Annotated in this window: 29 protein-coding genes and 1 tRNA gene; 15 read left to right on the top strand and 15 right to left on the bottom strand. The window is 64.2% G+C overall.

Translation table 11 applies throughout. The features are described 5' to 3' along the window. Positions 1–27: 27 nt before the first annotated feature. The 3 genes from AC0L2P_RS25135 to AC0L2P_RS25145 are packed head-to-tail and all read right to left on the bottom strand — an operon-like array spanning position 28 to position 2,641. Positions 28–924, bottom strand: coding sequence for an HlyC/CorC family transporter (locus AC0L2P_RS25135; RefSeq protein WP_473505007.1), 897 nt, complete (start codon positions 922–924; stop codon positions 28–30). Then, a complete protein-coding gene (gene aroB, locus AC0L2P_RS25140; protein ID WP_473505009.1) occupies positions 921–2,042 on the bottom strand; it encodes a 3-dehydroquinate synthase in 1,122 nt (373 codons plus the stop codon). Before aroB ends, AC0L2P_RS25135 begins: the two co-directional genes overlap by 4 nt. Next, complete coding sequence (locus AC0L2P_RS25145) at positions 2,039–2,641, bottom strand: shikimate kinase (protein ID WP_473505011.1); 603 nt, start codon at positions 2,639–2,641, stop codon at positions 2,039–2,041. Before AC0L2P_RS25145 ends, aroB begins: the two co-directional genes overlap by 4 nt. Positions 2,642–2,803: 162 nt before the next feature. Between AC0L2P_RS25145 and AC0L2P_RS25150 the strand changes: the two genes are divergently transcribed. From AC0L2P_RS25150 to AC0L2P_RS25170, 5 genes are all read left to right on the top strand, one after another. Beyond that, entirely contained in the window at positions 2,804–2,953 is a 150-nt protein-coding gene (locus AC0L2P_RS25150) for a hypothetical protein (protein WP_023677884.1), read from the top strand. Further along, the gene (locus AC0L2P_RS25155) at positions 2,950–3,867 is read left to right on the top strand and encodes a site-specific tyrosine recombinase XerD (protein WP_473505013.1); all 918 of its coding nucleotides are present in this window, start codon (positions 2,950–2,952) and stop codon (positions 3,865–3,867) included. Before AC0L2P_RS25150 ends, AC0L2P_RS25155 begins: the two co-directional genes overlap by 4 nt. A 99-nt stretch (positions 3,868–3,966) precedes the next feature. Further along, on the top strand, positions 3,967–4,917 hold the full coding sequence (locus AC0L2P_RS25160; RefSeq protein WP_473505015.1) for an acetyl-CoA carboxylase carboxyltransferase subunit alpha: 951 nt from the start codon (positions 3,967–3,969) through the stop codon (positions 4,915–4,917). A 208-nt stretch (positions 4,918–5,125) separates the two neighbouring features. Next, positions 5,126–6,448 (top strand): L,D-transpeptidase family protein, encoded by a 1,323-nt coding sequence (locus tag AC0L2P_RS25165; protein ID WP_473505063.1) that lies wholly within the window; start codon positions 5,126–5,128, stop codon positions 6,446–6,448. Between the two features lie 5 nt (positions 6,449–6,453). Further along, positions 6,454–6,723: a sulfurtransferase TusA family protein gene (locus tag AC0L2P_RS25170; protein WP_473505017.1), complete on the top strand. Its 270-nt coding sequence runs from the start codon at positions 6,454–6,456 to the stop codon at positions 6,721–6,723. A gap of 165 nt (positions 6,724–6,888) precedes the next feature. On the opposite strand, the gene AC0L2P_RS25175 is transcribed toward AC0L2P_RS25170, so the two are convergent. Next, positions 6,889–7,995, bottom strand: a complete 1,107-nt coding sequence (locus AC0L2P_RS25175; protein ID WP_473505019.1) for a CobW family GTP-binding protein — start codon at positions 7,993–7,995, stop codon at positions 6,889–6,891. Positions 7,996–7,999: 4 nt separating this feature from the next. Then, positions 8,000–9,178, bottom strand: a complete 1,179-nt coding sequence (locus AC0L2P_RS25180; RefSeq protein WP_473505065.1) for a D-alanyl-D-alanine carboxypeptidase family protein — start codon at positions 9,176–9,178, stop codon at positions 8,000–8,002. 270 nt (positions 9,179–9,448) lie between these two features. Here AC0L2P_RS25180 and AC0L2P_RS25185 point away from each other — a divergent pair, with 270 nt between their 5' ends. Next, positions 9,449–10,612, top strand: coding sequence for a M20 aminoacylase family protein (locus AC0L2P_RS25185; RefSeq protein WP_473505020.1), 1,164 nt, complete (start codon positions 9,449–9,451; stop codon positions 10,610–10,612). Between the two features lie 18 nt (positions 10,613–10,630). Here AC0L2P_RS25185 and AC0L2P_RS25190 read toward each other — a convergent pair whose 3' ends face one another. The 3 genes from AC0L2P_RS25190 to AC0L2P_RS25200 all read right to left on the bottom strand — a co-directional run bounded on the left by AC0L2P_RS25190 (position 10,631) and on the right by AC0L2P_RS25200 (position 12,043). Continuing rightward, the gene (locus AC0L2P_RS25190; RefSeq protein ID WP_473505022.1) at positions 10,631–10,930 is read right to left on the bottom strand and encodes a hypothetical protein; all 300 of its coding nucleotides are present in this window, start codon (positions 10,928–10,930) and stop codon (positions 10,631–10,633) included. Positions 10,931–11,064: 134 nt separating this feature from the next. Beyond that, positions 11,065–11,595 (bottom strand): hypothetical protein, encoded by a 531-nt coding sequence (locus AC0L2P_RS25195; protein ID WP_473505024.1) that lies wholly within the window; start codon positions 11,593–11,595, stop codon positions 11,065–11,067. Between the two features lie 121 nt (positions 11,596–11,716). Beyond that, entirely contained in the window at positions 11,717–12,043 is a 327-nt protein-coding gene (locus AC0L2P_RS25200; protein ID WP_473505026.1) for a DUF1330 domain-containing protein, read from the bottom strand. A 176-nt stretch (positions 12,044–12,219) separates the two neighbouring features. Here AC0L2P_RS25200 and AC0L2P_RS25205 point away from each other — a divergent pair, with 176 nt between their 5' ends. From AC0L2P_RS25205 to AC0L2P_RS25220, 4 genes are all read left to right on the top strand, one after another. Then, positions 12,220–12,912 (top strand): winged helix-turn-helix transcriptional regulator, encoded by a 693-nt coding sequence (locus AC0L2P_RS25205; RefSeq protein ID WP_473505028.1) that lies wholly within the window; start codon positions 12,220–12,222, stop codon positions 12,910–12,912. A 47-nt stretch (positions 12,913–12,959) separates the two neighbouring features. Next, a tRNA-Arg gene (locus tag AC0L2P_RS25210) sits at positions 12,960–13,036 on the top strand. Positions 13,037–13,254: 218 nt separating this feature from the next. After that, positions 13,255–13,461 carry a hypothetical protein gene (locus AC0L2P_RS25215; protein ID WP_473505030.1) on the top strand — a complete coding sequence of 69 codons (207 nt, stop codon included), beginning with the start codon at positions 13,255–13,257 and terminating at the stop codon, positions 13,459–13,461. Positions 13,462–13,541: 80 nt separating this feature from the next. Beyond that, on the top strand, positions 13,542–15,017 hold the full coding sequence (locus AC0L2P_RS25220; RefSeq protein ID WP_473505032.1) for an FAD-dependent oxidoreductase: 1,476 nt from the start codon (positions 13,542–13,544) through the stop codon (positions 15,015–15,017). A 24-nt stretch (positions 15,018–15,041) separates the two neighbouring features. On the opposite strand, the gene AC0L2P_RS25225 is transcribed toward AC0L2P_RS25220, so the two are convergent. After that, positions 15,042–15,512: a YbhB/YbcL family Raf kinase inhibitor-like protein gene (locus AC0L2P_RS25225; RefSeq protein ID WP_473505033.1), complete on the bottom strand. Its 471-nt coding sequence runs from the start codon at positions 15,510–15,512 to the stop codon at positions 15,042–15,044. 48 nt (positions 15,513–15,560) lie between these two features. After that, the gene (locus AC0L2P_RS25230; RefSeq protein ID WP_473505035.1) at positions 15,561–15,998 is read right to left on the bottom strand and encodes a DUF2267 domain-containing protein; all 438 of its coding nucleotides are present in this window, start codon (positions 15,996–15,998) and stop codon (positions 15,561–15,563) included. Between the two features lie 424 nt (positions 15,999–16,422). Here AC0L2P_RS25230 and AC0L2P_RS25235 point away from each other — a divergent pair, with 424 nt between their 5' ends. The 4 genes from AC0L2P_RS25235 to AC0L2P_RS25250 all read left to right on the top strand — a co-directional run bounded on the left by AC0L2P_RS25235 (position 16,423) and on the right by AC0L2P_RS25250 (position 18,758). After that, entirely contained in the window at positions 16,423–17,184 is a 762-nt protein-coding gene (locus tag AC0L2P_RS25235; RefSeq protein ID WP_473505037.1) for a phosphoribosyltransferase, read from the top strand. Positions 17,185–17,511: 327 nt separating this feature from the next. Beyond that, a complete protein-coding gene (locus AC0L2P_RS25240) occupies positions 17,512–17,868 on the top strand; it encodes a dienelactone hydrolase family protein (protein WP_473505039.1) in 357 nt (118 codons plus the stop codon). A gap of 121 nt (positions 17,869–17,989) precedes the next feature. Beyond that, positions 17,990–18,493: a DUF6496 domain-containing protein gene (locus AC0L2P_RS25245; protein ID WP_473505041.1), complete on the top strand. Its 504-nt coding sequence runs from the start codon at positions 17,990–17,992 to the stop codon at positions 18,491–18,493. Positions 18,494–18,575: 82 nt separating this feature from the next. Next, a complete protein-coding gene (locus AC0L2P_RS25250; RefSeq protein ID WP_473505043.1) occupies positions 18,576–18,758 on the top strand; it encodes a hypothetical protein in 183 nt (60 codons plus the stop codon). On the opposite strand, the gene AC0L2P_RS25255 is transcribed toward AC0L2P_RS25250, so the two are convergent. The 5 genes from AC0L2P_RS25255 to AC0L2P_RS25275 all read right to left on the bottom strand — a co-directional run bounded on the left by AC0L2P_RS25255 (position 18,733) and on the right by AC0L2P_RS25275 (position 23,449). Then, a complete protein-coding gene (locus AC0L2P_RS25255) occupies positions 18,733–20,295 on the bottom strand; it encodes a flavin monoamine oxidase family protein (protein WP_473505067.1) in 1,563 nt (520 codons plus the stop codon). The genes AC0L2P_RS25250 and AC0L2P_RS25255 overlap by 26 nt on opposite strands. Before the next feature lie 46 nt (positions 20,296–20,341). Next, positions 20,342–21,400 carry a dipeptidase gene (locus AC0L2P_RS25260; protein ID WP_473505045.1) on the bottom strand — a complete coding sequence of 353 codons (1,059 nt, stop codon included), beginning with the start codon at positions 21,398–21,400 and terminating at the stop codon, positions 20,342–20,344. A 178-nt stretch (positions 21,401–21,578) separates the two neighbouring features. Continuing rightward, positions 21,579–21,878: a GNAT family N-acetyltransferase gene (locus tag AC0L2P_RS25265; protein WP_473505047.1), complete on the bottom strand. Its 300-nt coding sequence runs from the start codon at positions 21,876–21,878 to the stop codon at positions 21,579–21,581. Further along, complete coding sequence (locus tag AC0L2P_RS25270) at positions 21,871–22,506, bottom strand: alpha/beta hydrolase (protein WP_473505049.1); 636 nt, start codon at positions 22,504–22,506, stop codon at positions 21,871–21,873. The genes AC0L2P_RS25265 and AC0L2P_RS25270 overlap by 8 nt, the downstream gene beginning before the upstream one ends. A gap of 10 nt (positions 22,507–22,516) precedes the next feature. After that, positions 22,517–23,449 (bottom strand): VOC family protein, encoded by a 933-nt coding sequence (locus AC0L2P_RS25275; RefSeq protein WP_473505051.1) that lies wholly within the window; start codon positions 23,447–23,449, stop codon positions 22,517–22,519. Positions 23,450–23,673: 224 nt separating this feature from the next. On the opposite strand from AC0L2P_RS25275, the gene AC0L2P_RS25280 reads away from it, so the two are divergent. After that, positions 23,674–25,251, top strand: a complete 1,578-nt coding sequence (locus AC0L2P_RS25280) for an alkaline phosphatase family protein (RefSeq protein WP_473505053.1) — start codon at positions 23,674–23,676, stop codon at positions 25,249–25,251. The last annotated feature ends 133 nt before the right edge of the window (positions 25,252–25,384 follow it).

Consider the following 25,384-nt stretch of genomic DNA (forward strand, 5'->3'; position numbering starts at 1 on the left):
CCCACGGCTGCCACAAGGTGCGCCTCGTCATTCGCCAAGCAGCGCCGGCTTGATCCTCAGCCGCGCGATGCGGTTCTTGTCGCGTTTCATGACGACGAAGCGCTTGCCGTGAAATGTAAAGGCCTGCTTTTCGTCCGGGATAGACTGCGCCTCATGGATGACAAGCCCGGCAATGGTGGTGGCTTCCTCGTCCGGCAGGTTCCAGTCGAGCGCCCGGTTGAGGTCGCGGATCGGCACCGTGCCGTCGACGACGACGGAGCCGTCGGCCTCCTGCTTGACGCCCTGGATGTCGATGTCGTGCTCGTCGGCGATCTCGCCGACGATCTCCTCGATGATGTCCTCCAGCGTCACCAGCCCTTCGACCTCGCCATATTCGTCGACGACGATGGCGAAATGCGCCTTGCGGCGCAGGAAGGCATTGAGCTGCTCCTGCAGGGTCGTGGTGTCGGGCACGAACCACGGTTTGGACGCGATCTTCATCACGTCGATCCTGGAAAAATCATTGCCGACTTCGTTCAGCGCGCGCAGCAGATCCTTCGCGTGCAGCACGCCGACAATGTTGTCGAGCGAGCCCTTCCACAATGGCATGCGGGTGTGCGGGCTCTGCAGGATCTCGCGAACCACCGCTTCCGGCGGGTCGTCGGAATTGACCGAGCGCATATTGGTGCGGTGGACCATCACGTCCGACACTTCGAGCTCCTCGAGGTCGAACAGGCCGCCGATACGGGCGCGGTCCTCGCGCACCACCTGGCCGTCGCGGCGGAAATCATCGACGGCGCCGCGCAATTCCTCGCGCGCTGAGCGCTGCGGCTCTATGCGCTGCAGCTCGTAGCCGAAGGCGGCGAGCAGGCGCCGGCGCAAGACGAAGCCCAGCAGGCCGAGGCCGGCGAGCACGGCAGCCGCGATCCAGCCGACCTGGCTCATCCCGGATGGTTCTCCCGGAGGAACGTCAGCACTTCCGAGGTCGGCACATCCCGGGCGATAAAGGCCTGGCCGATGCCGCGCGTCAGGATGAAGGTCAGCGCGCCGCGCGACACCTTCTTGTCCTGGGTGATGAAGGAGAACAGCTGCTCGGCGTCGGGCAATTCACCCGGAATGTCGGCCATGCGCCAAGGCAGGCCGACGGCGCGAAGATGCGCCTCGACGCGCGCCGCGTCGTCGGGGCTCGCCAAATTGAGCCTCGACGAAAAGCGGTGCGCCAGCGCCATGCCGATGGCAACGCCTTCGCCATGCACGAGCCTTGTACCGTCATAGCCGACCGCCGCCTCCAGTGCATGGCCGAAGGTGTGGCCGAGATTGAGCAGGGCGCGGTCGCCGGTCTCGAACTCGTCGCGGGCAACGACGTCGGCCTTGGCGCGGCAGGCCTCGGCAATCGCCTCTCCCCGCTCCGGTCCGCCGGCAAACACGCGAGGCCAGTTTTCCTCCAGCCAGGCGAAGAGCTCGGGCCGGTCGATCAGCCCGTATTTGGCCAGTTCGGCATAGCCGGCGCGAAACTCGCGGATCGGCAGCGTGTCGAGCACTTCGGTGTCGGCCAGCACCAGTTTCGGCTGGTGAAACACGCCGACCAGGTTCTTGCCGCGCTTGCTGTTGATGCCGGTCTTGCCGCCGACCGACGAATCGACCTGCGCCAGCAGCGAGGTTGGGATTTGCACGAAGTTCATGCCGCGCCGCGCGACGCCGGCGGCAAACCCGGCGAGGTCGCCGACGACGCCGCCGCCGAGCGCGATGACGACGTCGCCGCGCTCCAGCTTGGCGGCCAGCACGCCGTCGACCACCTCTTCGAGATGCGCAAAGCTCTTGGTTTTTTCACCTGGCGGCAGCGTGATGACCGCATGTTGGATGCCACCGCTTGCGAGGCCGGCCGCAAGCGTCGCGAGATGCGCGGCCGCGACATTCTCGTCGGTGACGACCGCCGCCCGCGTGCCCGGCAGACGGCCCGAAATCTCGGCGCCGGCGCGTGACAGCAGGCCGGGGCCGATCAAAATGTCGTAGGCACGCTCGCCAAGCCCGACTTCGACAGCGACCGTTGCATCAGCGCTCACGACCGCACCTCGTCAATATCGGCAACGCCGAGATGGCCGCGCAGCGCGTCTACCACTTCGGCCGCAATGATCTCCTTGCGATCGTCGCGGGTCGGCACGGTGACATCGGCCGCGGCATAAACCGGGTAGCGTTCCGCCATCAGCCGTTCGAGCACGGCGCGCGGATCGGCGCTTTTCAGCAACGGCCGGTTCTGCTTCTTGGAAACGCGCTCCATCAACAGGTCGATCTCGGCCTTCAGCCAAACCGAAATGCCATGGCTGGCGATCACCTCGCGCGTCTGCGCGTTCATGAAGGCGCCGCCGCCGGTCGACAGCACCTGCGGCCCGTGTTCCAGCACACGCAGGATGACGCGCTGCTCCAGTGCCCGGAACTCCGCCTCGCCATAGCGCTCGAACAGGTCCGGGACGCTCATGCGCGAAACGGTTTCGATCTCCTGGTCGCTGTCGATGAAGGGCAGTGCCAGCATCGCCGCCACCTTGCGGCCGATCGCCGTCTTGCCGGCGCCCATCAGCCCGATAAAGACGATGGAACGATCGCCCAGCCGGCCGAGCAGCGCGGCACGGCTCTCGCCCGGAGGATTTGCTGGTAGCGCGGTCATGTTTCTAGGGCCTCTTTGCCGGCGTATCGACATCAAAAGCCTGTTTGCGTCAAGCGCGACGCAACCGGGACCTGTTATCGGCTTCACCCTTGAATTGGCGGTATTGGCGCCTCATAAGGGCACAGGGTTGGAAATGCAGAATAAGACGACGGGCGAAAATTAATGCCAACACTGTTTCGCTTTGTCGTGACGCTCGCGATTCTGGCCGGCATTGTCTATGGCGCGATGTTCGCCCTGGTCATGTTCGTCGAGCCGAGAAAGGCGGAAATGAGCGTGCGCATCCCTCCGGAAAAGCTCAATCCCAAAAAATGAACAGCGCCGCCCGCATCGAAGCCTTCCTGGAGATGATGAGCGCCGAGCGCGGCGCTGCCGAAAACACGCTTTCCTCCTATCGCCGCGACCTCGAGGACGTTTCCGCCGCGATCGGCGGCGGGCTTGCCGTTGCCAGCAGCGCCGACATCCGTGCCTATCTCGACGACATCGCCGCGCGCGGCTTTGCCGCCACCTCGCAGGCGCGCAAATTGTCGGCGATCCGGCAGTTCTTCAAGTTCCTCTACGCCGAAGGCCTGCGCGGTGACGATCCGACCGGCACGCTGGACAGCCCTAGGAAAGGCCGGCCGCTGCCGAAGACGATGAGCGAGGCCGATACCGGCCGGCTGCTCGACCGCGCCGCGCAAGAGGCGATGGACCCCTCCATGCATGACGGCGACAGGCTGGCGGCGCTGCGCCTCCAAGCGCTCGTCGAGGTGCTCTACGCCACCGGCTTGCGCGTTTCGGAGCTGGTCGGCCTTCCCGTGACGGTGGCGCAGCGCGACGACCGCTTCTTCATGGTGCGCGGCAAGGGCAACAAGGAGCGCATGGTGCCGCTGTCGGCCAAGGCGCGCACGGCGATGCGGGCCTGGCTTGCCGCACGGGCGGCGGTGTCGGCTTTTGCCGACAGCCCGTTCCTGTTTCCGGCCGCCGCCGACAGCGGCTATCTCTCGAGGCAGGTCTTTGCCCGCGAGCTGAAAGGGCTTGCCGGGCGGGCCGGCATTGCCGCGGCGAAGATATCGCCGCATGTGCTGCGCCATGCTTTCGCCAGCCATCTCCTGCAGAACGGCGCCGATCTCAGGGCCGTGCAGCAGCTGCTCGGCCATGCCGATATTTCAACGACGCAGATCTACACACATGTGCTGGAGGAGCGGCTGGTGCGTCTGGTCAACGATCATCATCCGCTTGCCGACTAGGCGTCATGTCGCTATGTGAGAACGACGCTCCACCGCGCCCAGCCTGCATTTTCAGGCTTGCGTCAGTCATTGCCTTCCGACTTGCCGGTCCGCCCAAGAATGTACAATTACCTCGATTTCGAAAAGCCTGTGCAGGATCTCGAAGGCAAGATCATCGAGCTGAAGAAGCTTGCCGAGAACGGCGAGGCGGTCGATGTCGGCGATGAGATCGCCCGCTTGGAGAAGCGCTCGCGCGATGCGCTGCGCGACGCCTACAAGGCGCTGACGCCGTGGCAGAAGGTGCAGGTGGCGCGTCATCCGGACAGGCCGCATTGCATCGACTACATCAAGGCCCTGCTTACTGATTTCACACCGCTCGCCGGCGACCGCAATTTCGGCGAGGACCAGGCGATCGTCGGCGGCTTCGCCCGCTTTCGTGGCGAGCCGGTGGCGATCATCGGCCAGGAGAAGGGATCCGACACGGCAAGCCGGCTGAAGCATAATTTCGGCTCGGTACGGCCGGAGGGCTACCGCAAGGCCGTGCGGCTGATGGAACTCGCCGACCGTTTCCAGATCCCGCTGCTGACGCTGGTCGACACTGCCGGCGCCTATCCCGGCGTTAACGCCGAAGAACGCGGCCAGGCTGAAGCCATCGCCCGCTCGACTTCGGCCTGCCTTGGCCTGAAGGTGCCGTCGATCTCGGTGGTGATCGGCGAAGGCGGCTCGGGCGGCGCCATAGCGATTGCCACCGCCAACCGCGTCTACATGCTCGAACACGCCATCTATTCGGTGATCTCGCCGGAGGGCGCCGCCTCGATCTTGTGGCGCGACACCACGCGGTCCAGGGATGCGGCGACCAATATGAAGATCACGGCGCAGGATCTGCTGGAGCTGAAGATCATCGACGCCATCATTGCTGAGCCGCTCGGCGGTGCCCATCGCGCCCCCGAAACGGTGATCACCGCCACCGGCGACCTCATCGCCAGGACGATGAAGGAATTCTCCGGTGCCAACACTGATTTCCGTGAGCATCGCCGCGAGAAATACCTGGCGATGGGCCGCAATCTTTAACCGACGCAGGCGCGCGGCCTGAAATGTGGCGGCGTGAACCAGTTTCGCCACAAAAATGCCGCTGCATTCGGCTCAGTGGGCTTGCCGTAAGGGACGCCAGCATGCTTGCGGTAAGGAATTTTCAAGGTTAACGGGCTTAAGGTCCGTCAGTGGTCGGTTTAGCAGTCGCGGCATCCGCGGCGCAGAGATGAAGACGATAGCCATATCCATGTTTGCCAAGCTTGCCCGCACCGGAGTTCTGATCGCTGCGATCGGCGTCGCCGGCTGCAATGATGCTTCCATGAAGGATTTTGCGCCGCAGGCCAACAAGCCGCTGCCGGACAAGATCCTGGCCGAGATGAAAGCCAAGGGCATGGTCCGCACCTCTTCGGTGATGGCCCGCATCTTAAAGGAAGAAGGCAAGCTCGAGATCTGGAAGGCCAAGACCAACGGCCGCTACGACCTGGTCGCCAGCTACGACATCTGCAAATGGTCGGGCAAGCTCGGGCCGAAATTCACCGAAGGCGACCGCCAGGCGCCGGAAGGCTTTTACACCGTCCGCCCGGCACAGATGAACCCGCGCTCGAATTACCACCTGTCCTTCAACATCGGCTACCCGAACGCCTATGACCGCGCCAATGGCCGCACTGGTTCCAACCTGATGGTCCACGGCGCCTGCTCGTCGTCGGGCTGCTATTCGATGACCGACGCGCAGATCGAGCAGATCTACGCTTTCGGCCGCGACGCTTTCCAGGGCGGCCAGACCGAGTTCCAGATCCAGGCTTTTCCGTTCCGCATGACTGCGGCCAATATGGCGCGCTATCGCGACGACCCGAACTACGAATTCTGGAAGATGCTGAAGGTCGGCTACGACAATTTCGAGGTCACCAAGGTGCCGCCGAAGGTCGACGTATGCGAGAAGCGCTACGTCTTCAACCAGGTTGCGGCCGACGGCTCGGCCTTCAACCCGACCGGCCCTTGCCCTGCGACCACCCAGCCCGATTCGCTGAAGAGCGCCATCAACGCCTATCAAAGCACCTATGAGGCGGCCTTCAACGGCGCCATCAAGGCCAGCGTGCCGGCGCCCAAGCCGACGATCGCCGGGATCAAGGAAGCCAGCATCGTTTCCGACTGGTCGAAACGGCGTGCGCGCGGCGAACGCGTTCCCATCGAGCCGCCCTCGCTCAACCCGGACGGCACCGTGACCGAGACGGCGCGCATGGGCCGCGTCGATTCGCCGGCCGGCCGCAAAATGGCGGCGCTCGACGCCGAAAGGGCTGCCAAGCAGAAGGCCGAGGAACAGAGGCTCGCCGCCATAGAAGCGGCCAAGGCCGCCAAAGAGGCAGCCAAGGCGCAGGCCCTGGCCGAGAAGGAAGCTGCCAAAGCCCAGGCGCTCGCCGAAAAGGAAGCTGCCAGGACAGCCGCCGAGATGCCTGTCGCCACCGCCACCGTAGGGCCGGAGGCCGCCCCGGCAGTCGAAACGCAGGCTGCCGACGCCGAAAGCACGGCGACAAGGTTGAAGAAGAAACTGCTCGGCATGTTTGGCGGCTGAGCTTCATGCTTGAACAGGAAGATGGGGGCCAAGAAGACAGGCCCTCAACCGGCCCCGCCGCCGTCTACGACCTCAAAGGCTTGAACTGCCCGTTGCCCGTGCTCAAGGCAAAAAAGCGCCTGGCCGCAATGCAGCCGGGCAGCCGGCTGTGGCTCGAAACCACCGATCGGCTCGCCGTCATCGACATTCCCGCCTTCTGCGCCGAGAGCGGCCATCGGCTGGTCGAGACGACCGCGATATCGGGCGGCCACCGTTTCCTGGTCGAGCGCGGCTGAGCGGGATAATCTCCCCCCTCGAGGGGCAGATGTCGCCGAAGGCGACAGAGGCGGTCACCTCGCGTAAAGCGCCAGCCTTGATCTGCCGCAGGAGGCCGCGTCCGGGCGCGCCGCCCCCCTCTGGCCTGCCGACCATCTCCCCTTCGAGGGGGGAGATTGGCAGCTTCACGGACGTCCGGCGATAGCCAGCGGGTTGCTTTCCAGGGCTGCGCGATCCGGCGTGTCGATCGACGGGCGGTTGGTGAAGGCGGCGAACAGCCGGCGGACATAGTCTTCCGGCATGTCGAGCGTGATCAGCACCAGCCTGGTGCCGCGCTGGCTGTCCGGCCAGGCCGGCAGTTGCACCGGCGGATGCAGGATCTTCTGCACGCCATGGATAACCAGCGGCCGCGATGGGTCTTCTGCAAGTTCGATGACGCCCTTCATCCGCAACAGGCGCTCGCCATGCGCCGAGCGCAGCAGATCGAGGAACATCTCGATTGCCGAAAACGGCACCGGCCCGTCATGAACCAGCGAATACGCGCGGATGCGGGAATCGTGCCGGTGGCCATGGTCATCGTGATCGTGGTCGACATGATCATGCCCGCCGTGGTCATGGTCGTGGCCGGCTTCTTCGCCGAGCCAGCGCCGCACGTCGGCCGATTTGGTGGCCGGATTGTAGAGGCCGCAGTCGAACAGGGTCGCGGCGCTTGCCTGGCTGGCATCGAGCACCAGGGCACCCGGGTTGAGCTGCCTGAGCCGCGCCCGCAACGCCTCCGCGTCGCCTGCATCCTTGGCCAGGTCGGTCTTGCTGAGCACGATGCGATCGGCGACGGCGACCTGCTTCACCGCCTCGACATGGGCATCGAGCGTCGCATTGCCGTTGACGGCGTCGACCAGGGCGATGACGCCGTCGAGCCGGAAGGCTTGGACAAGGGGCGGGTGCGCCATGATCGACTGCAGCACGGGGGCGGGATCGGCGAGCCCGGTGGTCTCGACGACGACGCGGGCAACCCGGTCGATGCGGCCGGTCTGCAGCCGGTCGACGAGGTCGGCCAGCGCATCGACCAGCTCGCCGCGCACCGTGCAGCAGAGGCAGCCGTCGGACAGCTGGATGATGCCGTCGGAGGCCTGCTCGACCAGGAGATGGTCGATCGCCACCTCGCCGAACTCGTTTATGATGACGGCGGTGTCGGCAAGCGCGGGATCCCGGAGCAGCCGGTTGAGCAGCGTCGTCTTGCCGGCGCCGAGAAAGCCGGTGAGCACCGAAACGGGGATCGGAAAATCCGCCATGCGGCTAGTTCAGCACCTTGGCCGGCTGCTGGACCTGCGCGGCGGTGGCGGATCCGGCCACAACAGGCTCGGCGCCGGCCGGCGGCGCCCGGTCCGGCCGCCATGTCGGCAGCGGCACGTCGGCATATTCCTGCCCCGAGGCGTCGAGCATCGCCTTCGGCACCGGCCCCGTGGCACCGCCGAGCCCGACGGCGATCAGCGTCGGGACATGGTCGAGCTTTTCCTTATAGGGCGATTTCGGCAGGTCCTTGCCCTTGTCGCCGACGGCGGGTGCCGCTTCCGACTGCTCCGCGACCGGCTTCTTCTTGCAGATTTCGTCATTCATGTCGTTGGCCGACATGGTGTCGCCATAGGCGGGCAGCGCCGCGACCGTCAGCCAGCTCGGCGCCTGTGTTGCAAAGCCCTGGTCGAGCAGTTTTGCCGCCGTTTCGGCGCGGGTAATGGCTGACCGTTCGCCGAGCACTACGGCGACCACGGTGCGGCCGTTGCGGGTCGCCGAGCCGATCATGTTGAAGCCGGACGAGCAGACGAAACCCGTCTTCATGCCGTCGGCGCCCGGATAGCGGCCGATCAGGAGGTTGTAGTTGGAGATCGCCTTCTTGCCGACGGCAAGGCCTTCGATCGAGAACCAGGGGGCATATTGCGGAAATTCCTTACGGATCGCCATCACTAGCAAAGCGAGATCGCGTGCTGTCGTATACTGGTCCGGCGAATAGAGCCCGTTCGGATTGACGAAATGCGACCCGCTCATGCCGAGCCTCTGCGCCTCGGCGTTCATGCGTTCGGCGAAAGCCGCCTGCGAACCGCCGATATTCTCGCCGACCGCCATGGCGATATCGTTGGCCGATTTGACCAGCATCATCTTCAGCGCATTGTCCAGCCGCATCACCGAGCCCGGCTTGAAACCCATCTTGCTCGGCGGCTCGCCGGCCGAATGTTTCGTCACCTTGATCGGCGAATCGAGCTGGACCTCGCCCGCGGCAATCGCACGAAACGCCACATAGGCGGTCATCAGCTTGGTCAGCGAAGCCGGGTACCAGCGCCTGAACGCCTCCTGGTGCTGCAGGATCTTGCCGCTGTTCAGGTCGAACAGAATGGTTGGATTGGCCAAGGCAGGCGCGGCCGGGGCAGCAAGCACCACCGCGCCCGCCACCAACAATTTGAGGAAATGCCTGTAGCCCATCATGGAAACCGAAATAGCCTCTTGCCGCAGTCGCACCTGGCTTCGTAAGATTTCGTTACACGATCGCCAGGATAATGGTCCGGCCCTCAGTTCCCGGACCACAGTCGCGGTGCTATTTACTCTATGTGACGTCAACATGGCAAAGTGCTGCCGATCACAATGTGGAAGCAGCAGCACAATGCAAAGCAGCGTGCATGGTTGCAAGGCAGCAGGCACAATTGCAAAGCAGCAGGCCAAGACCGCCTGCTCCAACAGCGAAATGGAACCATCATGCCGATCCTGAACCGAGCCGCCGAAATGCAGGACGAGGTGGCTGGCTGGCGCCGCCATTTGCACCAGACGCCGGAGCTGAATTTCGATGTCTTCAAGACCGCCGATTTCGTCACCGAGAAGCTGAAGGCTTTCGGCTGCGACGACATCGTGACGGGTCTGGGCAAGACCGGCGTCGTCGGCATCATCCGCGGCCGCCACGGCGAAGGCTCGACGATCGGCCTGCGCGCCGACATGGACGCCCTGCCGCTCAACGAGATCACCGGCAAATCCTATGCCTCGACCGTCCCCGGCAAGATGCACGCCTGCGGCCATGACGGCCACACCGCGATGCTGTTGGGTGCCGCCAAATACCTCGCCGAAACGCGCAATTTCGCCGGCTCGGTCGCGGTCATCTTCCAGCCGGCCGAAGAGGGCGGCGGCGGCGGCAACGAGATGGTCAAGGACGGCATGATGGAGCGCTTCGGCATCTCCAAGGTGTTCGGCATGCACAACATGCCGGGCCTGCCGGTCGGCCAGTTCGCCATCAGGCCGGGCCCGATCATGGCGGCGACCGCCGAATTCACCATCACCGTCAGGGGCCGGGGCGGCCACGCGGCGATGCCGCACGGCACCATCGATCCGATCGTCATCACCAGCCAGCTCGTCGGCGCATTGCAGACGATCGCCTCGCGCAGCACCGATCCGGTCGAGGCGGTGGTCGTCTCGGTGACGAAATTCCACGCCGGCGACGCCTATAACGTCATTCCCGAGACCGCCGAGATCGCCGGCACCGTACGTACGCTGAAGAAGGAGGTCGCCAAGAAGGCCGAAGAGCGCATCCGCGCGCTTTGCCAAGGCCTGGGCGCTGCCTTCGGCGCGACGATCGAGGTCGACTACAATGCCAACTATCCCGTCACCTTCAATCATCCGGAAGAGACGGTCTTTGCCAGCGACATCGCGGCCGACGTCGCAGGCGACAGCCATGTGCACCGCGCCATCCAGCCGGTGATGGGCGGCGAGGATTTCTCCTACATGCTTGAAGCGCGGCCGGGCGCCTTCATCTTCATCGGCAATGGCGATACCGCCGGCCTGCACAACCCGGCCTACGACTTCAACGACGAGGTCATCCCGCATGGCATGAGCTATTGGGTGAAGCTGGCGGAGACGGCGCTGGCGGCGTAGCCATTCGACTCTATCGGCTCAAGGCCCGCTCTTCGGATCCTCGACCTCCAGCGCCTCCATGACCGGCGCCAGCTCACTGTCTTCGATCGGGACCGCATTCTGCGGTTCCTCGCCTGTCCTCGCCTTCTTCAGGGCTGCCTCGATCGCCTCCTGGATGTTGCCGAGCTCGTCGTCGCGAACTTCGTGGCCATAGCCGGCAGCATCGGCATCCTGTTCGAATTGCTGCGCCAGGACGGCGACACTTACCTCGCTCTCGGCCGGCAGATTGCCGACATTCTCCTGCAGCCAGGTTTCAAAGAATTCTTTTGTGGCGCTCATGCTGTCTCTCCTCGGGACACTAAAGCGCGCCGGCGTCCCGAAAGTTCCGCAGTCTCAGCCGTCTTTGCGCCCGTTGCTGGCTGCCCCGCAATTCAGCGCGACCAGGCGGCATTGGCGCCGCCTGGCTAGGCTGCTTACTGGCTGGCAGCAGTCGTCGGTTCGCACGATACGTTCGGGTTCATGTCGGCGAACGCGCCGGTCGGGTTGCCCTTCCAGGCCCAGACATGCGGCTCATAGAACGGGCCGAGGCCATAGCGGTTGGGCGCGCTGTTGAAGTTGAACAGATGCCCATCGAGTGAGGCTGGGCCTTTCGAGGTGATGTATTCGACCGCGATCAGTTTCAGTGTGCCGTCGGCCATTGGTTCGTACATCACGGCTTCAGGCTTGGCGACATCGACCGCGTCGTCCTTGAGGTAGCCCGGATTGACGTAGTGGATGCCCATGGCGCCGCCGGTGATGCCGCTGGCGCAGGGGATTGGCGCATAGCCCTCGGCGGTCGCCGCGGCCACATTCTCGAAGCGGCTGTTGGCGGCGCGTACCTTGTCGGCCAGCGGATTGGGACCGGACGCGGGCGCTGCCTGATGCGCCTGAGCCAACGCAGTGCAGGCCGACAGCAGCGTCGCGGCGGCGAAGAACTTGTTGCGAAAGTTGATTGTCATAGTCATTCCATTCTTCTTGAAAAGCACAGCCCGGCCGGCCGCCGGAAATAGGGAGTTCCGGCAGGTGGGCGCTGTGGCTGTTGTTGCTGGGAGATCCCTATCCCGATGCGACGAATGCAGGGGAAGATCATCCCTTCGGCAAATACGGGATGGTTCCGGCCAGATCGGAGTTGTCGATCAGCTGGAAACGGCCGTCGCTGCCGCCCTGACGCGCCGAAACGAAGGGTGCGTAGGCAGGATCGTCGGTGAAGGCGCGCGCCGCTGCTTCGGTCGGGAACGCCATCAGGGCAATCAGCGTCGTGTCGAGCGGCTTGCCTTCGAGCGTCTTCACATTGCCGCTGCGCGACAGATATCTGCCGCCGTGCTTGTGAACGAGGTCGTGGACCGACGCGGCATAGGCCGGCATCCACTTCGGGTCCCTCACCTTGATGTCTGCGATAACGTAAGCGGTCATGGGTCATGTCTCCTGGTCATGCACAGGGGGATCCCGTGCAGCGGCCAAGGGGTCGCATGGCAAGGCCGGCGCCAGCCAGTCCCGCGATCTGTACCGGGCCGGTACAGTTTCTGTACTCGCCGCGCCGCTAGGAAGCGCCTATGGTCCCAGCGGAGTTTTGAGGGGAAGGCAACATCATGACCCAGTCCGGATACAAGCAGTTCTGCCCGTTATCGATGGCCGCGGAGGTGCTGTGCACCCGCTGGACCATGGTTCTGCTTCGCGAATTGGTGGCAGGCTCGACCCGTTTCAACGATCTGCGCCGCGGCGTCCCCAAAATGTCGCCGACCCTTCTGTCGCAACGCCTCAAGGAGCTCGAGCTGGCCGGGATTGTCGAGCGCAAGGAGGTGCGCGGCGAGAAAGGCATCTTCGAATACCGGATGACAGAGGCAGGCAGGGATCTGCGTTCCGTCGTCCAGGCGATGGGCTTTTGGGGCCAGAAATGGGTCGAGTCGCGGCTGTCGCTGAAGAACCTCGATCCGTCGCTGCTGATGTGGGACATGCGGCGCAACCTCAACGCCTCGCCACTGCCCGACGGGCGCACGGTGATACAATTTCTGTACCAGGAACTCCCCGCCTCCAAACGGTCATGGTGGCTGATCGTCGAGAAACACGGCGAAGTCGACCTCTGCTGGTATGATCCGGGCTTCGACGTCGATCTCTACGTCTCGACCGACCTGCACACGATGACCGAAATCTGGATGGGGCTGATTACCGTCGAGAAGGCCGGGCCGAAAGTCATCCTGACGGGCGACCAGGATATCGCCCGCAAAATGCAGACCTGGCTCGGCCTGAGCCCGTTCGCGGTCGAACCCAAGCGAGCGGCCTAGCTGCCTCTTGGCGAAACGATCCGAAGCGGTTATGTGTCGGGCGCGATGGTCCCGTAGCTCAGTAGGATAGAGCGGCAGATTCCTAATCTGTAGGTCACAGGTTCGATTCCTGTCGGGATCACCAACAGATACAGCGACTTGAGTACGATTTTGCGGGTGATCATGTCGCGCCGTGTTGCGAACTGCTACCGTTGATTTCCAAGGTTTCGTGCGACTATCGGCAGGTCCGTGCGACATGGCCAACATCAAATTCCCGGTGACCCACGCGCAGCGCGAATTGAATAGGCGGGGCCAGATGAGCCTCGGTTGGGTCGATCCGCCCGGCTATTTCAGCCGCGCGCCATGACTGCGCGACACCAAGTTCGCCTCACCAATTACGGCGTTTCGCTCGGCCTGCAGGCCGCGGGTATCTGGCCGGGGCGTGTCGATAGGCTGAACGCCTTCTTTGAGGATTGGCGCTCCGGCGACGAATACGACCGCGAGGCGATCACCTGGATGATGGCCTGCACCTCGCATCTTTCTGACCCGGAGTGGCGAGAGATCGATTGAAAGCGACGAAGCGCGGGAACGTTCCCCTGCCGGCGCGGTTTTCGATGGAAGTGCATCGAGACGCAAGGGGCGCGGTTGAAATGGCCATTCTCTTGGGAAAACCGGGAAGCTGTTGGGTGGCGGCGGCCAATTCCACGAACTATCCCCAGCTTGAGGGCTCGATCCGTGCGGACGCCGTTGTCGTGGGTGCTGGAATTATCGGGCTGACGACGGCGCTTCGGCTTTGCGAAGCAGGCCGGTCGGTGGTCGTCCTCGAAGGCCTGCGCACGGGCGGACAGGTGACCGGCCGCTCGACGGCCAAGATCACCACGCAGCATGCGCTGATCTATCGTCATCTCATCGACAGCGTTGGCCGGGACCTGGCGCAGACCTATGCCGATGCGAATTCCGCCGGCGCCCGACAAATCCGCGATTGGGTTAACGATTACACAATCGCCTGCGATCTCGAGAGCAAGGACGCCTATACCTACACCTGCGACGAAAGCCGGCGCGCGGAGATCGCGGCCGAGGCGGAGGCCGCGCGCCATGTCGGGCTGGAGGCCGAGATCCTCGACCGCGCGCCGCTGCCCTTCGAAACGGCCGCCGCGCTACGGTTCGCCGACCAGGCGCAGTTCAATCCGGCGATGTATCTCGTTGGCCTGGCGGAAGCGGTGACGGCCCGTGGCGGTCGGATCTTCGAGAACAGCCGCGCCATCTCGATCGACGAGGCAAGCCGCTGGCGCGTGGTCACCGATGGCGGCGCCGTCGATGCCGGGCACGTCGTCGTCGCCACCAATATGACGGTGAAGAGCCCCGTCGGCATGGCGAACCGGACGCAACCGCGCTGCCACACCGCCATAGCCTTTCGGACCGATGATCCCCTCACTGTCGACGGCATGTTCATCGGTATCGACGACCCGACGCATTCCATCCGCACGGGCCGTGATGCCGATGGGCCGCTGCTGGTCACGCTCGGCTCCAAGTTCAACACCGGCTGGGACGGCGACGTGGCGAGGCGGTTTGTCGAACTGGAAAAATGGGCAAAAAAGAACCTTCCGGTCAGCGACGTCGCGTGGCGATGGTGCAATGAGGATTATGACACGGCCGACAGGATCCCATATGCCGGCGAAGCCGATCCCGCCAAGGCCGCCGGCTTCCACATTGCCACTGGTTTCAACGCCTGGGGCATCACCAACGGGACGGCTGTGGGCACCATGATCGCCGACCTGATCTGCGGCCGCCCGAGCCCATGGCAAAAACTCTACGATCCGGCGCGACCCTATCCCGAGGACTTCCACAAGAATGGCCGCAGTCAATCGATCGTCTCGAGCACCCACGACATTGCGCCTGGCATGGGTGGCGTGATCGTCAGGGGAGACGAAAAGATTGCCGCGTGGAGAGACACCGAAGGCGCACTCCAGGCGGTTTCGGCGACCTGCACGCACAAGGGCTGCACTGTAACCTGGAACAATGCGGACCACACCTGGGATTGTCCCTGCCACGGCTCGATCTTCGCTGCCGACGGTTCGGTCATCCACGGCCCTGCCCGAAAACCGCTTGCCCAGATTACATTGTGAAGATGGCGACCGTTGCGGCCCGCGTCACGCCGGCCGTTCGTAGGTTCCCACCAACTCCGTCTCCTCCAATGCGTGTTTCTGGGCTTGCTTCCAGACCTGATGCACGCCCGCCTGTCCTGGCACGCTGAGGCTCGGCACATCGAGCGCGGCCAGCAGGAAGTGGTAATGGTGGACGCCGTGCCCTGCAGGCGGCTGCGGACCATCGTAATAGGCGTTGCCGAAATCGTTGATGCCTTGCCTGAGGGCCGACGGGCCGGGCTTGCCATCTTCGGCCTCGGCGAGTCCGCCGGTATCCGGCCGGATATTGAAGACCGCCCAGTGCCCGAAAATCCCGCTTGGCGCATCGGGATCCCGCACGACAAGAACAAGACTCTTGGTACCATCCGGGACACCGGACCACTTCAGCGGCGGCGAGACGTTCTGGCCGTCACGCGTATATCTTTCGGGGATTTTTCCGCCTGCCGGGAATGCCGGGCTGATAAGGGTGAGTGCCATTGCTATTTCCCCAGGAGATTGCGACCGAGAAACTCGCGCCGGCGCCGTTCATGCCGCCCGCTGAGCTTCGGCGACGCGTCTGATCTCGCCTGGCAGGGAGTCCCAGACCTTGTGCATCTGTCCTTCTCCGACGTGATGGGCAAGCACCTTGGATACGACCCTGAATGCATCCTTGGAATCGACCGGACGGGTAGATTCCAGCTCCACGTTGATTTTGGCGAGAAACTCGTCGAGCGACCGCATCTTCTCGGGAGCTTTGGAAGGCTGATATTGGTCATAGAAGGCGCCGCGCACCAGGATCGGCAGCTGCGAGCCGAGGTGGGCTGCAAGATCCGGCTGCATACGGTCGCGCAGGGCGTGCAACACCGCTCCGAGAACGTGCCAGGCGACCTGCCGATCCGGTCCAATCTCGTCCATGATCTCGTCGAGCCAGATGTTCGTGGTCTGCAGTGTCTTATCGAATACATCGAGTCCGGTGGCATTCATCGAAGTCCTCCTTCCGTTCAAGTCCGACTACGTCTGATGTGACCAAACAGCCGTACCTGCCCGTTGTTCCCGATACCTATTCCCCGGTCCATTCAGTGCCGTCGGCGCTCCGTCTTGGCGAGGTTCGAACTGGCTTTTCGTCTCGACGAGAGCAAGATCGGCAGCGGACGGCCGTCTAGCGCCGGGAATCGTCCGTTGCCTCGGACACGCCTTCGAGAGCGATTTTGGCAGCTTCTCATCGGTGCGCCCAAGGTCAGGGCAATGAGGCCGACGAGGCGCTTGTCGTGTTGATCACCGGAAGACGACGCACCTGATGCGCAAACGGTCGTCGCGATCGAAACTATTCTTGGAACGTCCAGGCAGCGAGCGAGTTCCAAAATGGTGCCGGTGCCGCAGCCATCCCACGGGATGTGGCCGCAGGCTGGTGAAAAAAACCACCGGAAAAACAGATGCAGGCGGATTGAAGATCATGGCTGTCATATTTTCAGATCGGCGCGAGGCCGGGCGGCGACTCGCCGGGGAGCTCGTTCGCTTTGCCGGCCGCGACGACGTGATCGTATTGGCTCTGCCCCGAGGCGGCGTGCCGGTCGGCTACGAGGTCGCGCAGACACTCAAGGCACCGCTCGACGTCTTCGTCGTGCGCAAGCTCGGCGTCCCCGGTCACGAGGAACTGGCCATGGGGGCGATCGCGCCCTCAGGCGTACGCGTCCTGAACGACGAAATCGTCAGCGGTCTCGCGATCCCGCAACATGTCATCGAGGCGGTCGCCGCAAGAGAGGAAAAAGAGCTTCTGCGCCGCGAGCACCTCTATAGGAACGGGCGACCCCCACCGCAGTTGAATGGACGAACCATTATCCTCGTGGATGACGGGCTTGCGACCGGATCGACCATGCGGGCCGGGATCAGGGCGCTGCGAAAAAACCACGCTGCCCGTATCGTCGCGGCCGTTCCCGTCGGGAGCCCCGATACTTGCGACGCGATGCGGGCGGATGCCGACGAGGTCGTTTGCGCGACGACACCAGAGCCCTTGCTCGGTGTCGGGCGGTGGTACGTGGATTTCTCGCAGACGAGCGATGAAGAGGTCCGCGCGCTCCTCGCTATGTCCGTGCCCAAGCCTGCCGCTTCCGAAGAGGAGTTGGCTGGGCACGCGAGCCCGGGTCCGGCGGACGGCACCAGATCGACATAGCGGAGGTGGATATGGACTGGGATAGCGAGCACGTCGTGCATGTTCCCGCGGGACCTGTCACGCTTGAGGGCAATCTTTCGTTGGCACCGGATGCTCGTGGCCTTGTGCTCTTCGCCCATGGCAGCGGAAGCAGCCGCCACAGCCCGCGCAACCGCTACGTGGCCGGACGGCTGAACGAGGCGAACCTCGCCACCTTCCTCATCGACCTGTTGACGGCCGAAGAGGAGCGGATCGACCAGGTCACGGCCGAGTTGCGCTATCGGACTGCTCGCCGACCGGCTGGTCGGCGTCACGGATTGGCTCGGCGTTTCGCCGGACACGTCCGGGTTGCGTCTTGGCTATTTCGGCGCGAGCACGGGCGCCGGTGCCGCCCTGGTGGCGGCGGCCGAGCGGCCCGACCAGGCCGCGGCCGTGGTTTCGCGTGGTGGCCGGCCCGACCTTGCAGCACTCGCCCTGCCGCGCGTTCGGGCGCCGACCTTGCTCGTCGTCGGAGGCGCGGACACGCAAGTGATCGCATTCAACCGCTCGGCGCTGGCGGCGCTCCGCAGCGAGAAGGAGCTCGTCATCGTTCCTGGCGCGACACATCTGTTCGAGGAGCCCGGCGCCCTGGGCGAGGTCGCGGGTCTGGCGAGCCGATGGTTCTTGCGCCATCTGATTTCGGACAGATCGGCGTCCACGTCCTGACAACTGGACCTTGGATCGCCAGTCCCGGGATCATTTGCGTCCTCAACACGTTAGGATTCTCATAAGACAGCGCGCAGCTGCAACCCAATGGCTGTCGCAACCCGTATGTGGGAGAAAGACAATGCCGGACAAGAAAACCATCGAGAAAGCCCGAAAGGACAAGCGCGAGGGCAAATCGCCGAGTACGCAGGCCGGCGAGTTCGTGCACGAGGAGATCGACAAAATCCGCCACGGCAAGCACGGCGCGCGTTCGACCCAGCAGGCTATCGCCATCGGGCTTTCCGAGGCGAGACGCGCAGGCGTAGACCTGCCCCCGCCGAAAAAGGGCAAGGTGAAGGAGAGCACGCGCAAGAGCGCCGAATACGCCTATGAGGCCGGCCAGGGCGAACGCACGCCGAAACGCCGCCCGCGGGTCTCGAAAGCCGTCTCCAAGGTGCTCGAGCACGAGCCGAAGAGCACGGCGTCGCATGAGGCGCTGTCGCAGCAGGCCAAGCGTGCGGCCTCGCGCCGGACGGCTGAGGAGCGCTCGGCCGCCGCAAAGAAGGGCGCCAAGACGAAAGGCGCCAGCGGAAGGAAGGCGGCGGCGCAGAAGGCCGCCAGAACGCGGGCACACCACCACGCATAGTTCCAGACGGCAGTTCGCCTCCAAGGAAACCCGATATGGCTCAAACGACCGGTATCGAGCTCTGCTCCGGCAGCGCGGGACAATGCCGCTGCCCAAGGCGAACCAAAGCCTGCATCTGCGGGACGACATCGACGTCTTCGACTCCGTCCATCGTACGCGAAATGCCTTCGCGCAGGGTCGCCAGTATGTCGTCGATCTGGCCTGCGCGTCGATCCCGGTCGGTAGCCCGATCCACTCGCTTATGACCCTGAGGCTCCGCTGGTGATGCCCGACTGAATAATTTTCAGCGCAGCAACGCGGCCGGCGACGATGGCGCCCTCGACGTAGCCCGGAAATGACAGCGACAGCTCCGACGAGGCGAAATGGATCGGCGACGCGCCCGCACGGATAATGCGTTCGGCATCAGTTGCCGTCGCATCGACGATCAGATCGCTGTAACCGCCGCCGCTCCAGCGATCCCCTGTCCAGTCGCGATAGCTGAGATCGATAATGCCGACCGCTTCGACACCTAGCGCCCCTTCCAGCTTTGACGTCACCTTTGCGCGTAACGCTGCGTCGTCCAGATCCCGCCAACGCTGCGCCAGCGGCCCGCCGACGAAGACGACAAGTGCTGCATGATCCTCGTCCTTGCTGGCATCGCAGGCAAAAAGCCCGTGCGGGTCGCGCCACATCACCATGCCGCTCAAGCCCCTGTCGCGCCAGAAAGCCTTGGGATAGCGCACTAGCATTTTGATCACCGCGCCGCTTTGCCAGACGCCGAGGGCTCTCTCCAGCGCCGCCGGCAGGGGCGGCACGAAATCCACTTTCGAGGCCATCATCGGCGGTACGGCGACCAGTACCGCTCGTGCCTCGATCGCGCCGGCAGCCGAAACGACGCGAACCCCTCCCTGCCCGTGCTCAATGGCCTCGACAGCTGTGTTCAGCCGCAGTCGATCGCCGAGATCCCGCGCAAGATCATCGGCGAGCGAATGCATGGTTTCGCGCACGAAATACTGCAGCTCCGACACTTCGTTGGTGATGCGGCGATCATTGTCGATGACGTACCACAGCGGCAGTCTTTCCATTGCCAGGCACCAAAGGCCCTCAATCAGCGAATGAAAGGCCGCCTTGGCTTCGTCAGGATCGTTTTGCCGATCGAGCCATGCCGCGACGGTCAAACCGGCGATGGCCGGATCGTTCGGTGCGATCGCGTTCATCCGCTCGCGTATCCGCATCGCGGTGCCGTAAGTGCGCTCGGCTTGCGCCTCGCTCATCCACGGCTGGGTGATGAACTCCCCGGCGAAATGCGTCTCGACCAATGTCTTGCCGCACGCCTGCACCAGCGCCATCACTTCCGGCATGTCTTCGCACAGGAACTGACCGCCGCTGTCGATCCGCTCGCCGAGGCCATTCGGCATGGCTTCGACGCGTCCGCCGACGCGATCGCGGGCTTCGAGCAGCACGAAATCGACGCCGGCCTGATTCAATTCACGCGCGGCCGACAGGCCGGTGAAGCCGGCGCCGACGATGACGACCTCAGGTCGTTCGATCTGGGATTTCATTAGCCGGCCTTGGTCGTCTCGAGCTCCGCGAGCATCCCCTGCTTGAGCTCCGACGCAACAGGCTGCTGGAACAGCGCCTGGTCGAGGAACTCGCTGGGGGCGGCCCTGCTTCCTATCACTGCATTCATTGCGGTCCCATCCCGTTTTTGATTGTTCGCGCCGGCTTGCGAACCCCGGCCGCAGACGACGGGTAGTGCTTGGAAAATTATCGCGGACAGGAAACTCGTTCGCGGCGTACGTGGGTGAGCACCGGAAGCGCAGGAAACCACCATTTGCAGGCCGGCATCACCTGAACATCGACATGCCCCTAGCCGATGGTCCTTTCCAAGATGCCTAGCCAGTTGCGATAGGCGATCTTCTCAATCAGCGCGCGCCCGAAGCCGCGTGCCGCCAACGCGTCTAGCAGTTTTGGCAGTCCGGCAACGTCGCCTATCACGGCCGGGATCATGGCACCGTCGAAATCCGAGCCCAGGCCGACGCCGTCTTCGCCCAGCGCCTGCAGCAGCGAATCGACATGGCGCACCATGATGTCGAGGCTGGTGTCGGCGTTCATCCTGCCGTCCTCGCGCAGGAAGCCTGTGGCGAAGTTCAGCCCGACCATGCCGCCGGAGTCGCGGATCGCGCCGAGCTGCCATTCGGTGAGGTTGCGCGAATGGCCGCAGATCGCGTGCACGTTTGAATGGGTCGCGACCAGCGGTGCGTCGCTGATCTCGACGACGTCGCGAAAACCTTTTTCGTTGAGATGCGAAAGATCGATCATGATCTTCAGCTGGTTGCAGGCTTTCACCAGCGCCTTGCCGGCATCGGTCAGCCCTGGCCCGGTATCGGGCGACGACGGGAAACGGAACGGCACGCCATGGCCGAAGGCATTGGGACGGCTCCAGACGATACCGAGCGAGCGCAGGCCGGCTGCGTTGAGGACGTCAAGCAGGGTGAGCTCAGGGTCGATCGCCTCGACCCCTTCGATATGGAAGACCGCCGCGATCGAGCCTTGCGCCATCGCCTTCCGCACATCGCCGGCGCTGCGGCAGACGGTAAGCGCCGAAGCCCGCTCCAGCCTGAACAGGATTGAGGCCATGGCGATGGTGGAGTTGAGCGCATCGGCGCGCGGAACCTCGGGCGGCAAGGGCTCGCTGTCGCTCGGCGCCAGCGGCACCGCGCCGCGTTTGGATTTCTCGACAGGCGGCGGGAAGATCGCGAACATGCCGCCGGCAAATCCGCCTTTCTTCGCGCGCGGCAAGTCGATATGGCCGCCCGGCGTCCCCTCGACGAACAGCTTTTCGACGTCCGCATCCTTGGATTGGTAGAGCCTGAGCAGCGTGTCGTTGTGGCCGTCGAAGACGGGAACGAGATCGGATTCGGTCATGCAGGGCCATTCGGTTGAAGTGGTCGAGCCGCGGACGGCGAGCCGGTTTGTTGGCAATACTTAGGCAAAGCGGGCGCTCTGCGCAAATCCCCATGTTGCCGCTGTGTTTGTACGCCTCCAATGGGGCACGCGGTAAAGCCGCGCACCCTTTTCTTTCGACATTCGTCGAGGCTGTGCCTTACCGCTTCAGCACGTCCGCCCATTCCGGATGGCGGTGGAATTGGGCATTGGCGAACGGGCAAAGCGGGATGATCGTCTTGCCCGCGGCACGTGCGTCCTCGACGGCACGGGTGACCAGGCGAAGCCCCGCGCCCTGCCCGCGAAATGCATCCGGCACTTCGGTATGGTCGATGATGATCTGATGCTCACCAACCTTGGTGAAAGTCATCTCCGCCTCGGCACTGTTCGGCCCACGCAGGAAGTAGCGGCCCTTCGAGCCGCGGTCCTCCAGTTCGATCTCCGGCAATAGGTCAGACATGGCTTGCGGTCCTTTCATCCGGCGCCACCGCGAACAACCGCCGCGCCGCCTCGATTTCGCTCGGCCGCACCTCGTGGCCGCCGTCATGCCACTCGACTGTGACATCGGCGCCATCGGCGCGCAAATAGGCTTCGAGCCGCGCCGTCAAATCAGGCGGACAGATCGGGTCCCGCCTGCCGGCGGTGACCAGGATGCGGCTGCCGCCAAGGCTGTCCTTGACCTTCGGCTCGAACGGGATCAGCGGATGCATCAGCACCGTTGCATCGAACAGCGACGGTTCGGCAAACAGCACCGAGGCCAGGATGTTGGCGCCGTTGGAGTAACCGAGGCCGAGCACCGAAGATGGCCTTGCCGTCTCGACATGTGCCTTGACGAAGCCGGCCATCTTCTCTGTCGCTCGCGCGAGGTCGCCCATGTCGTAAACGCCCTCGCCGGTCCGGCGGAAGAAGCGTGCGGCGCCTTGTTCCGAGACATCGCCGCGCGGAGCAACGATCGTCGCTTGTGGCGCGAGATCGCGTCCAAGCGACAGAAGCTGGGTCTCGTCGCCGCCGGTGCCGTGGAAGACGAACAGCAGCGGTCCGCCCGGCGAACCGGGCAGCACTTTGTGAATATACGAATCCTTGCTCATGACCTTGCCCTCAGTCTTCCAGTTTCTGCAGATGCTGCTCGAGATAGGGCCGCAAATGCTGGTGTTGCGATGGCAGCTTCAGCGCCTCGCCCAGATGGGCGGTATCCTCGTCGCGGTCGAAGCCCGGCTCGTTGGTGGCCACTTCGAACAGCACGCCGCCCGGTGTGCGGAAGTAGATCGCCCAGAAATAATCGCGATCGATCACCGGCGTCACCTGATAACCGGTATCGAGCAGCGCCTTGCGCACTTCGAGCTGCTTGGCGCGGTTCTCGACGGCGAAGGCGACATGGTGGACCGAGCCGGCGCCGAGATTGGCGAAGCCGGCCCCCGGCAGCGATTCGATATCGACCACACCGGCGCCGTTGCTGTTCTTCACCGCCAGCCGCCTGACATTGCCGGACTTGTCGACCTCCTCATAACCCATGAATTTCAGCAGCTCTTCGGTGGCGCCGCCATCTTTCAGTCTGAGCGACACCGAGTGAAAGCCGCGGATCGCCTCGTCGCTGGGAATGCCACCCCTGGCCCACGGCGCACGGTTGTCCGCTCTGTCCTCGACCAGCGCAAACCCGTCGCCGTCGGGACCGGCGAAGGCAAGGCGTTTCTCGCCGAACGTGGCCTCGCGGGACAGCCCGGTGACACCTTGCCCGGCAAGCCGTTTCTCCCAATAGCCGAGCGTGCCCTCGGGCACCGAGTAAGCGGTGGTGCCGACTTCGCCGACGCCATGGCGGCCTTTTCCGATATTCGGGAACGGGAAATAGGTCATCACCGAGCCGGGCGTGCCGACCTCGTCGCCGTAATAGAGGTGGTAGACATCGGGTGCGTCGAAATTGACCGTTTTCTTGACCCGGCGCAGACCGAGCGTGCCGGTGAAGAATTCGTTGTTCTGGCGCGCATCGCTGGCCATCGAGGTGACGTGATGCAGGCCCTTGACCTGGTCGAGCATGTTTCTGCTCCTTCCCTTGTGCTGGTGCGGCCCTTGCCGCTGTCCACGCAAATATGAGGATCCGCCTCCTGGCCGCAAAGGCGGCAAACACAGGATGGACTGTGCTGTTAAGGTGAACAATCAAGCAGGTTTTGTTCACCATTCGGCAAACCGGACCGGCTTGCATAGTCGCCGAAATTGCGCTCCATGAACCGACGCATGTAGCCAGCGTGAGGATACCGCGGTTGACGGGAAAACGCCCCAATATTCTCCTGATCACCTGTGACCAATGGCGCGGCGACTGCCTGTCAGCTGCTGGCCACAAGGTGGTAAAAACGCCGAATGCCGACGCGTTGGCTGCCGAGGGCGTTTTGTTCCAGAATCATTATGGCGGCGCCGCGCCTTGCTCGCCGGCACGCGCCTGCCTCTACACCGGCCTCTACCAGATGAACAATCGTGTTTGCCGCAACGGCACGCCGCTCGACGCCCGCCACGGCAACATAGCGCTCTGGGCGCGCGCCCTCGGCTATGAACCGATGCTGTTCGGTTATACCGACACGGCACGCGATCCGCGCACACTGGCGCCTGGCGACCCGCAGCTGAAGAGCTATGAAGGCGTGCTGCCCGGCTTCACCGTACGCCAGCTTCTGCCCGAGCACCAGAAACCCTGGCTGTCATGGCTCAAGGCGCGCGGCGTCGATGCCGGCGCCGGCTCCCCCGACATCCACCGCCCGGCGGGCGAAATCCTGGAAAACGACGGCGGGGTCAGCAACGCCCCGCCAATCTATTCGAAGGACGAGACGCCGTCGGCCTTCCTGGCTGGCGAATTCATCCGCTGGCTCGGCGAGCGGGAGCGCGATGCCCCATGGTTCGCGCATCTTTCCTTGATCAGTCCCCACCCGCCCTTCATCGTGCCGGCGCCTTACAACACCATGTACGATCCGGTCGGCGGTCCGGTTTTCCAGCGTGCTGAAAGCTGGCAGTCCGAAGCCGCAAGCCACCCCTATCTCGCCTATGAACTAGACCGGCAGGAACGGTCGAAATTCCGCCCCGGCTCGGAGGGCAAGGTGCGCGACTGGGGCGACGATAATTTTCGCCGCATCCGGGCGCTCTACTACGGCATGATCTCGGAGGTCGACGCGCAGCTTGGCCGCGTCTGGCAAGCGGTCAAGGTGGCCGATGCATGGGACGACACCGTCATCGTGCTGACCTCCGACCACGCCGAGATGATGGGCGATCATTTCATGTTGGGCAAAGGCGGCTTCTTCGACGGCAGCTACCATATTCCATTGATCATTCGCGATCCGCGCCGCCGCAAGGCTGCCGGCAGCAGCGTCGACCGCTTCACCGAGGCGGTGGATTTGGCGCCGACCTTGCTCGAGCTCACTGGGCTCGAGCTCACTGGCGGCAAAGTGCTGCCGCATCTCGACGGCCGCTCGCTGGCGCCTTTCCTGGACGCAACGGAGCCGGACGATTGGCGCGATGCGGCGCATTGGGAGTTCGATTTCCGCTCGATCGCGGATGGTGATGCCGAACGGTATTTCGGCATCGGTCCGCGTCAGTGCAATCTCGCCGTGATCCGCACGCGGAAGTTCAAATATGTGCATTTCGGCGGCGGCCTGCCGCCCTTGCTCTTCGACCTGGAAAAAGATGCCGGCGAGCTGACCAACGTCGCTGACGATCCAGCCTATCTGCGAGCGCGGTTGGAATTTGCCGAGAAGTTGCTCGCCTGGCGGGCCGAGCATCTCGACCAGTCTCTAGCGCTCGCCGAATTGACGGACGATGGCGTTGCCGGCCATGTCGCCGGCTTTCCCTCGACATAAGCAAAGCCCCCCCCCGTGGGGGGGGGGGGGGGGGGGGGGGGGGGGGGGGGGGGGTTTGGGGGGGGGGGGGGGGGGGGGGGGGGGGGGGGGGGGGGGGGGGGGGGGGGGGGGGGGGGGGGGGGGGGGGGGGGGG

This window comes from Mesorhizobium sp. WSM4836, assembly GCF_055811815.1.